Origin of the sequence: Vreelandella vilamensis (assembly GCF_031451755.1) — a bacterium.
Taxonomy (GTDB): domain Bacteria; phylum Pseudomonadota; class Gammaproteobacteria; order Pseudomonadales; family Halomonadaceae; genus Vreelandella; species Vreelandella vilamensis.
This window is the reverse complement of record NZ_JARWAN010000001.1, coordinates 81,540-94,836: the sequence shown is the minus strand read 5'-3', so window position 1 is coordinate 94,836 and position 13,297 is coordinate 81,540. Positions and strand designations below refer to the sequence as shown.

Sequence of the window (13,297 nt, the reverse complement as noted above, 5' to 3'; positions counted from 1 at the left end):
TACGCTTACCCCAACCAGACGCGGGCGTTGCGGAACAGCCGAAGCCAGGCGCCGTCTTGGGTCCACTCGCCAGGCCGCCAAGAATTGGTGACCGCGCGGGCCACGCGCTCAGGGTGCGGCATCATGATGGTGACGCGACCATCGGGTGTGGTTAGGCCGGTAATGCCTGAAGGCGAGCCGTTGGGGTTGGCCGGGTAGCGCGTTGTGGCTTGGCCGTAGTTGTCGACGTAGCGCAGCGCCACTTGCTGGCTTGATTGCATGGTACGCAGATGGGCGCTATCGCGGAACGCGGCGCGGCCTTCGCCGTGGGCGACTGCGATGGGCAGTTGAGAGCCTTCCATGCCGGCAAGAAGAATTGACGGGCTCTGCTCCACGCGCACCATCGCCATCCGCGCTTCAAACTGTTCGGACTCGTTACGCATGAATTCGGGCCACTGCTCGGCACCGGGGATCAGTGTTTTGAGCTGTGAAAGCATTTGGCAGCCGTTACATACCCCAAGAGAGAAACTGTCGTCGCGTTGGAAGAAGTTGGCGAACTGCTCACGGGCACGCTCGTTAAACAGCACCGACTTCGCCCAGCCGCCGCCGGCACCGAGCACATCACCGTAGGAGAAGCCGCCGCAGGCCACCAAGCCTTTGAACTCGTCCAGCGACACGCGGCCTTCGAGGATATCGCTCATGTGTACGTCAACGGCATCAAAACCCGCTTTGTCGAATGCCCAGGCCATCTCCACTTGGCCATTAACGCCCTGCTCGCGCAGCACCGCCATCGCCGGTTTGGCGGTATTGACGAACGGCGCGGTGATGTCGTCCTCAACATCAAAAGTCGGCGAAGCAGTGAGGCCAGGGTCGCGGACATCCAGCAGATTATCGAACTCGTTTTTGGCGCACTCGGGATTATCGCGCAGCGCCTGCATACGGTAGCTAGTTTCCGACCAAGTGCGCTGGGTGAGTTGGCGAGTGGTTTCCAGAAGCGGCTCTTCAAACAGCGTCACGCGTACCTGATCATCGTAACGCGGGCGGGCAATGACGCCGCAGGTTTCAATCCCCGCCATGGCGAACTGCGTCAGTGCCGCTTCGGTGTCGGCGCGATTGACCTGAATCACCGCGCCAAGCTCTTCCGAGAACAGCGCATTGAAGGCGTCGACTGGCTCGTCGATCAGCCAGTCGAGCTTGATTTCAAGGCCCGCGTGGGAGGCAAAGGCCATCTCCAGCAGCGTCACCAGGAGGCCGCCGTCGCTGCGGTCGTGGTAGGCGAGCAGCTTGCCGTCGCGGTTTAAGCCTTGAATCACCTCGAAAAACGCTTTGATATCTTCCGGGTCATCAACGTCCGGGCATTCGTTACCGACTTGGCCGTAGACCTGCGCCAAGGCCGAGCCGCCGATGCGGTTTTGGCCATTGCCCAAATCGATCAGGATCAGGTCGGATTCTTCCTGATCCAAGTTGATTTGGGGGGTGAGCGTGGCCATGGCATCGGTGACCGGGGCAAAGCCGGTCACCACCAGCGAAAGCGGCGAAGTAACGCTTTTCTCCTCAAGCTTCCCTTTGGCATTTTCGGCCTGCCAGGCGGTGCGCATCGACATCGAATCCTTGCCCACCGGGATGGCAATGCCCAGCGCCGGGCACAGCTCCATCCCCACGGCGTGCACGGCGTCGTAAAGCGCTTGGTTTTCGCCGGGGTGGTCAGCGGCGCTCATCCAGTTGGCGGAGAGCTTGATATCGCTGAGCTTGGCAATCGGCGCGGCGGCGAGGTTGGTAATCGCCTCCGCCACCGCGAGACGCGCGCTCGCGGCCGGGTTAATCAGCGCCACAGGGGGGCGCTCGCCCATCGCCATCGCCTCACCCGCGTGGGTGTCAAAGCTTGCCGTGGTCACCGCCACATCGGCCACCGGCACCTGCCACGGGCCGACCATCTGGTCGCGCGCCACTTGGCCAGTAATCGAGCGATCGCCAATGGTGATCAAAAAGCTTTTAGAGGCGACCGTGGGCAGACGCAACACGCGGTCCATCGCTTCGCGCAGGTCTAGGTTATCCAGCATCATGCCGGAAAGTTCAGGCGTTTGGCGGCTGAATTCGCGCTGCATTTTCGGCGGTTTACCGAACAGCACGCTCATCGGCAGATCCACCGGCTGGCTGTCGAAATGGCCGTCGCGGACTTCCAGATGGTGCGCCTCGCTCGCCTCGCCCACCACCGCGTAAGGGCAACGCTCGCGTTGGCAAAGGGCGTCAAAAGTGTCGATATCTTCCGGTGCCACGGCGAGCACGTAGCGCTCTTGCGCTTCGTTACACCAAATTTCCAGCGGGCTCATGCCCGGCTCAGCGTTGGGCACCGCGCGAATGTCAAACAAACCGCCGCGGCCGCCGTCTTTCACCAACTCTGGCAAGGCGTTAGAAAGCCCGCCCGCGCCCACGTCATGGATAAAACGAATGGGATTTTGCTCCCCCAGCGCCCAGCAGCGGTCGATGACTTCTTGGGCGCGACGCTCGATTTCGGGGTTCTCCCGCTGCACCGAGGCAAAATCAAGGTCGGCGCTGGAGGTGCCAGATGCCATGCTAGAGGCCGCACCGCCGCCAAGGCCAATCAGCATGGCCGGACCGCCCATCACAATCAGCTTGCCGCCCACGGGAATATCGCCCTTCTGCACGTGATGAGCGCGAATATTGCCGTAGCCGCCGGCGAGCATAATGGGCTTATGGTAGCCGCGCCGCTCAATGCCGCCATCGTTGAGCGATTCCTGCTCATAGGTACGGAAGTAGCCGGTGAGGTTGGGGCGGCCAAATTCGTTATTAAACGCCGCGCCGCCAATCGGGCCGTCGAGCATGATCTGCAATGCCGACTGCATGCGCTCGGGCTTGCCGTAATCAAACGCTTCCCACGGCTGAACAAACTCAGGAATACGCAAGTTGGAGACAGTAAAGCCCGAAAGCCCCGCTTTGGGTTTGCCGCCGATGCCGGTGGCGCCTTCATCGCGAATCTCACCACCGGCGCCGGTCGCAGCGCCAGGGAACGGCGCAATCGCCGTGGGGTGGTTGTGGGTTTCCACCTTCATCAGGATATGGATTGGCTCTTGATGGGTGCTGTAAAGCGCACGCTCATCATCAGCGCCGGTTAGCGAGGTGGGGAAAAAGCGCCCCGCGTAAGAGCCTTTGATCACCGCGGCATTGTCGCTGTAAGCCGAGAGGACGTTGTCTGGCGATGACGCAAACGTATTTTTGATCATTTTAAACAGCGAGTGGCTCTGCGCTTCGCCATCAATCACCCAATCGGCGTTGAATATCTTATGCCGGCAGTGCTCGGAGTTGGCCTGAGCGAACATCATCAACTCGACATCGGTGGGGTTGCGATCAAGCTCAATGAACGCCTCCACCAAATAGTCGATTTCGTCATCGGCGAGCGCTAGGCCCAATTCACGATTGGCCGTTGCCAGCGCCTCACGGCCACCTTCCAGCACCTCTACCCGGCCCAGCGGCGCCGGCGCGTGATGGGCAAAGAGCTTAGCGGCATCGGAGGCGTCAAACAGCACGGTTTCCGTCATGCGGTCGTGCAAAAGCGCTACCAAGGCGTTGAATTCGTCTTCATTCGGCGGCGAGCTGAACGCGATACGGTAATCGATACCGCGCTCAATGCGCACTACATCGCTCACGCCACAGTTATGGGCGATATCGGTCGCTTTCGATGACCAGGGCGATTGCGTGCCGATGCGCGGCACCACCAGAAAGCGCTGCGCGCCCTGAAGCGGATCACCCGGCTCGCTGCTGTGTGTGGCGCCGTCCTTGGAATAGTCCTTGGAATAGTCCTTGGAATAGTCCAGAAGCTGTACCAAACGCTCGCGAGCAGATTCGGCGAGTTCCCCCTGGTGGTCAATGAAGTGGACGTACTCCGCTGTGAACGCCTCAACCTCAGGCACACGTTCACGCAGCGTTTCCAGTAACCGAGCATAACGGAAAGCAGATAGGGCGCGCGCGCCTCGCAGTTCGAGCATATCTGGGAGCCTCTAAAGCAGGAAAAGGTTCTGGGTAACGTTCAAGCAGGAAATCACCAGGCCGCAGATCGGCCCTCTTTTATGTCACTCGTTACACCTATGATACTGGAAAGCGGGGAACACACGAAATCGACAAGATGACAGCACGGCTTGGCCTGGGTATCGTGACGCTATGTCCAATGCCGATAAGATGCCATGACAACGCTGATTTACCGCCATTTTTCGGCTCAGTCCAGCTTCTACTACGCGCTGATTACCGTCGTATTACTGGTAATGGTGCCAACCCTTTCGCTCACCCCACCCGGCGAGCATTTACAGCAAATCCAAAGCCGGGATTTTATGACGGTGCACACCCGTACCTCACCCACGACCTACTACGAGGGACGCCGCGGTCCCACGGGGTTTGAGTACGAGCTGATGCGCCGTTTTGCCGATTATTTGGGGGTGAGCCTGAACCTCGACGCGAGCCACCATGTGGACAGCGTGCTGCCTGCCGTGCGGGATAAAGGCGACCTTGGCGCGGCGGGACTGCCGCTTGCGCCCGACACACCGGGCATTCATTTCACTCGACCCATTATCGAAATGCAGCCGCTTTTGGTCTATCGCCGCGGACTTCACGGCATCAATGGACCGGCCGACTTGATCGGCTTGGAAATTGGTGCATTAAGCGCTTCGGGCACGTCGACCAATCTACGCGAGCTACAGGCCGAGTACCCTGAGTTGAGCTGGAAAGAATCCAACGAGCTTGAAGTGGCCGAGCTCATGGCGCAAATCGAAAACGAAAGCCTCGATGCGGCGGTGATCTATGATCACCAGTTTCGTCTCAACCGGTTATTTTTCCCCAACGTTGAGCGGGGTTTTTTCATTGGCGAACCCATTTCCATGGCGTGGGCGGTACCCAGCGGGCGGGGGCTTGGCTTTCTGCAGGCCGCCAATCGCTTCCTTCAAGACTTACAGGCAAGCGGCACGCTCGACAACCTCACCGCGCGCTACTTCGGCCACGATGACTATTTAGAGTACGTCGGCACTCGCACGTTTTTAGCACACCTCGATTCACGCCTGCCGCGCTATAAGGAGCTGTTCAAACAAGCTGCCCGCGAGACCGGTTTTGACTGGAAGCTGCTGGCGGCCCTTGGCTATCAGGAGTCACACTGGGACCCGGATGCGGTGTCCCCAACCGGCGTGCGCGGCTTAATGATGCTCACGCACCCTACGGCCAAAGAGATGGGGATCGAAAACCGCCGCGACCCAGCACAGAGCATCGACGGCGGCGCACGCTATCTGCGCAGCGTTTACGACCGACTTCCCGAGAATATTACCGGCGATGACCGCTTATACATGGCCATGGCGTCCTATAACGTCGGCCTGGGGCACCTGTACGACGCGCGTAAAATTACCGAAATGCGCAGCGGCGACCCAAATAGCTGGGCAGATGTGCGAGAAGCACTTCCGCTTTTGCAACACCGTGAGTGGCATAGCCAAACGCGTCACGGCTATGCCCGCGGTGGTGAGCCTGTGATCTATGTGCGTAATATCCGTCGCTACTATGAAATGATTGAATACGTGGAACGTAGCCGGCGGCAGTTCTTTCAACTTGAGCAAACCCCGGTCAACGATCCATCTTTGTTACTCTTTGAGTATGTTCCGCCGCTTGATTAACCCGAGAGCCTCATGTATTTACCCACCCGCCTTGCTACATGGTTACTGCTATTGACCAGCGCAGCGGCGGCCGTTGGGTTAGCTTACTCACTTAGCCTCAGTACCATTACCTTATTCACCTCGATACTTGCGCTGTGGGCGACATTTGCCCAGCGTGATGTTTTGGCGCGCAGTCTCGCCGCGCTCACATTGGCGCTGCTGCTACCTGGCCTTGTCAGCTACATCACGCCGGAAGGATGGATCAGCACGGCGCAATGGCAAGCCTGGGCAAACGGCATTTTCGCCCACAGTCGGCTGGAAACATGGCGCGCGCCGCTTTTGGTAACGCTCACGCTTGCCCTGCTCGCCCTTAGCTTGCTGCTGCGCCAGCGTGCCCGCCTTGGAGCGCCCCTACTTTTAGCGGCCGCGCTACTGTTGCTCTGCACCCAGTTCATCGACCGGCTAATCGGTCACGACCCGCCTACCCTGCTTCACTACAATGCCAGCAGCGGCACCCTTTTAGCGCTGGCTTTGCTAATCGCCACCCACATTGCGCTTGTCTGGCCACACTGGCGCGATAAACGCTACGTTGCAGGCGCTTTATGGCCCGCGACGATCCTAATGCTATTGGCGTTACTGCTATGGCAACAGCAGCAACGCCATATGGAATCGGCGCTTTATCAACGCACTCACGCCGAAGGAGACGCCTTAATCACCCGGCTACAATCCGATATCCAAGCACACCGCCAAGCCATGCGGCGTTTTTCTCATTTTTGGCAGCTGCTTGATGACGTCCCCAGCGCGCCGCAATGGGCGCGTCAAGCGGCGGATTACCACACCGATTTTCGCTATTTTCTGAATATCGCCTTTATCGCGACCGACAGCCAAGTGACCCACGTTTATCCCCCTACGTTGCTCAACCGTAATATCCAAGGGCAACGGCTGTTTGAGGCGCAACCGAGTGGCAGACAAGCGTTAGCCCCCGTGCTAGAAGGAAAAAGCGCAAACAGCACAGGGCTTGTCGAGCTATTACAGGGCGGCCCTGGGATCATTTATTACTGGCCGATTAAAACCGCCGATCAAACCCCGGTCGGTGCGGCCGCGATGGCGGTGAGTATCCCGATGCTGGCCGATATTTTATTTGCCTCTCTCACCCCAGAGCATGCAACGCTACGCTGGCACGATAGCGGCAGTGTACTGGCGCGCTTTGGCACGTCGACCGACCCCGGCCCTTGGCAACACCACTTCACACTCACCCTTGGCCAAGCGCCTCTGACACTCACCCGCCAGCCCAGCCGCGATTACCTGCTAAGCCAAATGCCGCGCTTGCCTTCTATCGGGCTGATTCTTGGGCTCATGTTGGCGTATTTGCTTTATCTTGTGCGCTACACCTTTAAGCGCCTGGGTGAGCAACACCGCGCCATGCGCTTTAGTAACCGCATGCTGCAGCTTGAGATCGAAAAACGTAGCGAACTACAAAAAGAGGTTGAATGGCTCGCAAGCCACGACGAACTCACCGGCATCGCCAATCGCCGTCACTTCTTAGCGCAGGCTAGCAAGCTCACTCACTCACTTCCGCTGAGCTTGATCCTTTGTGATATTGACCACTTCAAACGCATCAACGACCAGCTTGGCCACTTGGTGGGCGATGACTATCTAGAAGCCACCGCCAAACTCGGCGCCACCCTCATGGCGCAGCATGGCGGCCTCTTTGCCCGCTATGGCGGTGAGGAATTTGTCGCCTGGCTGCCCGCAGCGGATCATCAACACGCCTTGGCGATTGCCGAGCAGCTACGACGTCAAGTGATGGCGCTTTCCCTTACCCACGCTGACGACACACCGTTGACGCTAAGCGCAGGGGTTGTCACTCATACGCAAGGTGAGGTCGACATGACGCACTTGATGCAGGCCGCTGACGAGGCGCTTTACCGCGCCAAAGAGCAAGGGCGCAACTGCGTACAAAGCGCCAAGACCCAATAACCTTAGCGGCGCTCGGCAAAAAACGTTTTCAGCAGCTGCTTTGCGGGGGCTTTCAGCACGCCACTGGTCACCGCCACATGGTGATTAAACCACGGCTGAGCGAGCAAATTGGCTTTTGACTCCACCATGCCCGTGCGCGGCTCGGGGGCGGCGTAAACCAGCCGGGCGATGCGGGCGTGCACGATGGCGCCTGCGCACATCATGCACGGCTCCAGCGTCACAAACAGCGTACAGCCATCCAGCCGGTAGTTGCGCGTTTTCTCACCGGCGCGGCGTAGGGCGAGAATTTCCGCATGAGCGCTGGGATCGCAACCGGCCACTGGGGCATTGTAAGCCGCAGCAATCACATCACCCTCGGGCGCCACGACCACGGCCCCCACCGGCACTTCACCGGCCGTAAAAGCCAAGTGCGCCTGATCAAGCGCCCGGTGCATGTAAAATTCATCGCTGCGCATGGTGGCAAACTCCGTTATGGTAGGCCAAACGCCCGTATGATAGCGATAAGGATACCGTTCAAGGAACCCGCTTTTTATGACCGACGCACTGAACCAGCTTGTTGACCTGCTCAACCTAGAGCCGCTAGAAGAGACGCTGTTTCGCGGCCAGAGCCAAGATTTAGGCTTCCCCCAACTCTACGGTGGCCAAGTCCTCGGACAAGCGCTCGCGGCCGCTTCCAGCACCGTGCCCGGCGAGCGCCGACCGCACTCACAACATGGTTACTTTTTACGCCCTGGCGACCCCCACCGCCCTGTGGTCTACCAGGTAGACACCGTGCGCGACGGCGGAAACTTTACCACCCGCCGGGTCACCGCGATTCAAAAAGGGCGGCCCATCTTTTTTTGCAGTGCCTCTTTCCACACGCCTGAACCCAACCCGATTACGCATCAATGCCAGATGCCGGATGTCCCCACGCCAGAGACGCTTCTGGCAAACGGTAAAGCACACCATTCGCGCTTTAAGGGCCACCCGAGCGAGTTTCTCTACCTACCCGGCAAACTTGACGGCCACCTACCCGCCGAACGTTGCCTGTGGTTTCGCTTCGCCGGTGGAGCGCTTCCTGATGACGCAGCGCTGCACCGTCACCTGCTCTCTTACGCGTCGGATTTCAACTTACTCACGACCGGACTTTTACCCCGAGGCGTGGAATACACCGACCCCAAGCTGCGCATTGCCAGCCTCGATCACGCCCTGTGGCTACATAACGACGCCCGCCTGGATGATTGGCTGCTTTACGCTACCGATTCCCCTTGGGCCGGCGGCGCTCGCGGGCTCGCGCGCGGACACATCTATAACCGCGAAGGGTTGCTGATCGCCTCCACGGCGCAGGAAGGCTTAATGCGCCTGCACGACGAACCGATCCGTTAAGGCGGTTTGCTCAAGGCGATTCAGTTAAAAACGATTCAATTAAAAGCGATTTGACTAAAAACACTGACGCCCGCATCGCGGCGGGCGTCAGTGTCTAAAAACAGTATCTAAAAACGACACGTTCGGGGCGTTAGGCGCTTAACCGCCGTAAACCTCGTTGACGTTTTTCAACGGATAATGCGAGGGGAACGGCTTGCGCGCCACACCCGATTCGACCGCGGCCTGCGCCACCGCGGACGAAACGCGATCAAGCAGGCGAATATCCACCGGCGTCGGGATAATATAATCCCGCCCAAAGCGCATTTCGTCACACGCGTAGGCATCAAGTACCTCTTGCGGCACCGGTTCACGGGCCAAATCTTTTAGCGCGTGTACCGCCGCGACTTTCATCGCCTCGTTAATGCGCGTCGCGCGCACGTCCAACGCCCCGCGGAAGATAAACGGGAAGCCCAACACATTGTTGACCTGATTAGGAAAGTCCGACCGACCGGTGGCCATGATCACATCCGGGCGCGCTTCGCGGGCGACATCTGGGTGAATTTCCGGATCGGGGTTAGTGCAAGCAAAAATGATCGGATCCGCCGCCATCTTCTTCACCTGATCCGCGGAAAGAAGCCCAGGACCTGAGAGACCGACAAACACATCAGCGCCATCGATGGCGTCATCCAAGGTGCGCATATCGGTATCCAGCGCAAACTCGGCCTTGTACGCATTAATACCTTCGCGGCTTTTATGGATAACACCACGGCGGTCGAGCATAACGAGTTTGTCTTGGCTGGCACCACAGGCCACCAGCAGGCGCATACAGGCAATCGCCGCGGCACCGGCGCCCATGCAGACGATTTTCACGTCTTCAATTGCTTTGCCGGCAATGTCCAAGGCGTTGAGCATACCGGCGGCGGTCACAATCGCGGTGCCGTGCTGATCATCGTGAAACACGGGGATATTACACTGCTCGATGAGCGCTTTTTCGATCTCAAAGCACTCCGGCGCTTTAATATCTTCAAGATTGATGCCGCCCCAAGTATCGGCGATACGTGCCACGGTATCGATAAACGCCTTCGGGCTTTCCGCATTCACTTCGATATCTACCGAATTAATGCCGGCAAAACGCTTAAACAGCACACCTTTCCCTTCCATCACCGGCTTGCTGGCCATGGGGCCGAGATTCCCTAACCCTAAAATGGCGCTGCCATCGGAAATCACGGCCACCAGGTTGCCCTTACCCGTATAGCGGTAGGCATTCTCTTCATCACGGGCAATTTCTCGCACGGGCTCCGCCACGCCAGGACTATACGCCAACGCCAGATCCCGCGCCGTGGCGGTCGGCTTGGTCAGCTCAACCGAGAGCTTGCCGGGGATGGGTTTTGCGTGATAATCCAAAGCAGCCTGCTTAAATGCATCCGTCATGGTCGGGGTCCAAGTTAGCGTTGAAATTAAATCGTGATTTCAGAATATAGAAAAACGGAAGGCGCCTCAAGCGCGAGCCGCGTGGCTACAAAAAACGGCCGTTTAATCGGCTTTTCGTTCTTTTTCACGTTATTTAGGCATTATTTACTGAAACTTATGTAAAAAACCAACACGAGAGCGCGCACCTTGTCGCGTTGAGAGTAAAATTTATGGAAATTTATTCCAAAAATTACGAGCGCGCATAAAAAACCCCCAGCCAAAACTGAGGGTTTGCGCCAGCTCTTAAGGAGCTGAGCGCGATACAAACACGTTGCTTAGCGCTTAATCGCAGCGCCAAAACGCTTATTAAAGCGCTCGACACGGCCACCGGTGGTCGCTTGCTTCTGCTTACCGGTGTAGAACGGGTGGCAGTTAGAGCAAACGTCCAAGTTAAAGCCTTCGTTGGACGTGGAGCCAACTTGGAACTCAGCGCCACACGAGCAAATGGCGGTGACCGTGTGGTATTTTGGGTGGATACCTTGTTTCATCTTGAACCTCATTGAGCTGTATGCCGCCACCTGATCACGTGCCAGGCACCGCATACGGGTTTTGAAAAACGATTAACCGGTTAATCGCTCGAATCGCCTCGATTCAAACGGCCGCATATTATAGCAAACCTAACGCCGGAGGCCAATTGCCACGCACGCTATCGCCACACACGTTGTCTGACACCTCGCCTATTTTACGCGTGGCGCTTCCTTCTCCGCTGCGGCGTCTGTTTGACTACTTGCCCGCTCCGTCGGCGCCGGCCTGCGGTTGGCAGCCGGGCGTGCGCGTGCAGGTGCCGTTTGGGCGCCGCGAGGTTATCGGCGTGGTGATAGCGCTCGCCGAGAAAAGCGAGCTTCCGCGAGCGCAGCTTCGCGCGGTAAGTGAGGCTCTCGACGACGCGCCGCTACCGGCGGATTGGCTGTGGCTGTGCCGTTTTACCGCGCGCTACTACCAGCACAGCTTGGGCGATACGCTTGCCCATGCCATGCCCGCCCGGCTGCGCCAAGGGCACCCCATGGCCGGGCGCACGCAAACCCTGTGGCAGCGCTCACCCACCGCGCCTGCGGCGCCGGCGTTTGGCCGCGCGACGCGCCAGGCTGAGCTTTGGGCACTGCTCGGGCAGCACCCCCACGGGCTTCCGGGGCGGGCGATTAGCGCCCACGGTTTCAACCACGACACGCTCACCCGGTTGGCGCAAAAAGGGTTGATCGAAGCCCGCGACATCACGCTCACGGCCCCCGCGTCACCCAGCGGGCACTTACTCGCTGCCCCCGCACTGCCGCTTAATCGCGAGCAAGCCGCGGTCCTTTCCGCGCTGCACGAGAAGCTTGAGAACTTTCACCCCTGCCTGATCGAAGGCGTCACCGGCAGCGGCAAAACCGAAGTGTACTTGCAGTTGATCGAAGCCGTTGCCACCAAGGGCAAACAATCGCTGGTGCTGGTGCCGGAAATTGGCCTCACGCCGCAAACGCTGGCGCGCTTTCGTCGTCGCTTTAACGTGCCGGTGCTCGCGTTGCATTCAGGCCTCACCGACCCCGAACGCCTTGACGTGTGGGAAGCCGCCGCCAACGGTCGCGCGCTCATCATCATCGGCACCCGTTCGGCGATATTCACCCCGCTGGCTAACCCCGGCGTGATTATCGTCGACGAAGAGCACGACGGCTCCTACAAACAGCAGGACGGCCTGCGCTACCACGCCCGCGATCTCGCCGTCGCCCGCGCCCATCATCACCAAATCCCGGTGGTACTAGGCAGCGCCACGCCCTCTTTAGAGAGTTTGCAGCGCGGGCTCGACGGCACTTACCGCCACCTACATTTGACCCAGCGCGCCAGCCGCCACCCGCCGGCGAAACTCGAACTGACCGACCTGCGCCATCAGCGCCGCCAGGGCGGGCTATTACCCAGCGCCATCAACGCGATCAAACACACGCTCAAAGCGGGCAAGCAGGTGCTGATTTTTATCAATCGCCGCGGCTTTGCCCCCACCCTTGCCTGCCACGCCTGCGGCTGGATGGCCGAGTGTGGCGCGTGCGATGCCCGCATGACGCTACACCGCCAGCCGCCGCTGTTAGCCTGTCATCACTGTGACAGCCGTCGTGCGCTACCGGATGCATGCCCCGACTGCGGCAGCGGCGACCTGCGCGCGCTCGGCGCCGGCACCGAGCGCACCGAAGAGACGCTGCAGGGCTTATTCCCCGACACCACGGTGTACCGCATCGACCGCGATAGCACCCGGCGCAAAGACAGCTTCGAGCAGATCATCAAAGAAATTCAACGCGGCGAGCCGTGCCTTCTGGTGGGCACGCAAATGCTGGCCAAAGGCCACCACTTGCCCCATGTCACACTGGTGGTGGTGATCAACGCCGATGGCGGCCTGTATTCCGCCGACTTTCGCGCCCTGGAGCACAGCGCACAGCTTTTAGAGCAAGTCGCTGGGCGCGCTGGGCGTGCCGCCGACCCTGGCCGCGTGCTGGTGCAAACGCTCCACCCCGACGACCCGCACCTTACCCAACTGGCCGAACACGGCTACGGGGCGCTTGCGCGTGATTTACTCAAGGAACGGCGCATCGCGCAGCTGCCGCCGTTTAGCTTTATGGCGTTGTTGCGCGTGGAAAGCCCGCAGGTCGATGCCGCCACGACGCTGGCCCAAGAAGCCGCGCATTACCTGCACGAGTGGATTTACACCCAGCAAAGCCCGGTGCGCTGTTTAGGCCCGGTGCCGGCGCCCATGGAGCGACGCCAGAACCGCTACCACCTGCACGTCATCCTTAGCGCCAACAAACGCAGCCAGCTCCACCAGGCCGCCAGCGTACTGGTGCAATGGCTAGAACTGAGCCGCGACGCGCGCCGTGTGCGCTGGTCGCTGGACATCGACCCACAGAGCCTTACCTGAC

At 59.5% G+C, this 13,297-nt stretch carries 8 protein-coding genes; 4 read left to right on the top strand and 4 right to left on the bottom strand.

Features of this window, described 5'->3' with window-relative positions; translation table 11 throughout:
- Positions 1 to 5: 5 nt before the first annotated feature.
- Positions 6 to 3,983, bottom strand: coding sequence for a phosphoribosylformylglycinamidine synthase (gene purL, locus QC823_RS00420; protein ID WP_309654384.1), 3,978 nt, complete (start codon positions 3,981 to 3,983; stop codon positions 6 to 8).
- 195 nt (positions 3,984 to 4,178) lie between these two features.
- Here purL and mltF point away from each other — a divergent pair, with 195 nt between their 5' ends.
- Together mltF and QC823_RS00410 are read left to right on the top strand one after the other, a co-directional pair.
- A complete protein-coding gene (mltF, locus tag QC823_RS00415) occupies positions 4,179 to 5,642 on the top strand; it encodes a membrane-bound lytic murein transglycosylase MltF (protein ID WP_309654383.1) in 1,464 nt (487 codons plus the stop codon).
- Positions 5,643 to 5,654: 12 nt separating this feature from the next.
- Positions 5,655 to 7,601: a sensor domain-containing diguanylate cyclase gene (locus QC823_RS00410; RefSeq protein WP_309654382.1), complete on the top strand. Its 1,947-nt coding sequence runs from the start codon at positions 5,655 to 5,657 to the stop codon at positions 7,599 to 7,601.
- Positions 7,602 to 7,603: 2 nt separating this feature from the next.
- Here the strand turns inward: QC823_RS00410 and tadA are convergent, their stop codons facing one another.
- Entirely contained in the window at positions 7,604 to 8,056 is a 453-nt protein-coding gene (gene tadA, locus QC823_RS00405) for a tRNA adenosine(34) deaminase TadA (protein ID WP_309654381.1), read from the bottom strand.
- Between the two features lie 76 nt (positions 8,057 to 8,132).
- On the opposite strand from tadA, the gene QC823_RS00400 reads away from it, so the two are divergent.
- Complete coding sequence (locus tag QC823_RS00400; protein WP_309654380.1) at positions 8,133 to 8,966, top strand: acyl-CoA thioesterase; 834 nt, start codon at positions 8,133 to 8,135, stop codon at positions 8,964 to 8,966.
- 138 nt (positions 8,967 to 9,104) lie between these two features.
- Here QC823_RS00400 and QC823_RS00395 read toward each other — a convergent pair whose 3' ends face one another.
- Positions 9,105 to 10,376, bottom strand: a complete 1,272-nt coding sequence (locus QC823_RS00395; RefSeq protein ID WP_309654379.1) for a malic enzyme-like NAD(P)-binding protein — start codon at positions 10,374 to 10,376, stop codon at positions 9,105 to 9,107.
- Between the two features lie 314 nt (positions 10,377 to 10,690).
- Complete coding sequence (gene rpmE / locus QC823_RS00390) at positions 10,691 to 10,903, bottom strand: 50S ribosomal protein L31 (protein ID WP_309654378.1); 213 nt, start codon at positions 10,901 to 10,903, stop codon at positions 10,691 to 10,693.
- Positions 10,904 to 11,049: 146 nt separating this feature from the next.
- Between rpmE and QC823_RS00385 the strand changes: the two genes are divergently transcribed.
- A complete protein-coding gene (locus tag QC823_RS00385; RefSeq protein WP_309654377.1) occupies positions 11,050 to 13,296 on the top strand; it encodes a primosomal protein N' in 2,247 nt (748 codons plus the stop codon).
- Position 13,297: the final 1 nt, after the last annotated feature.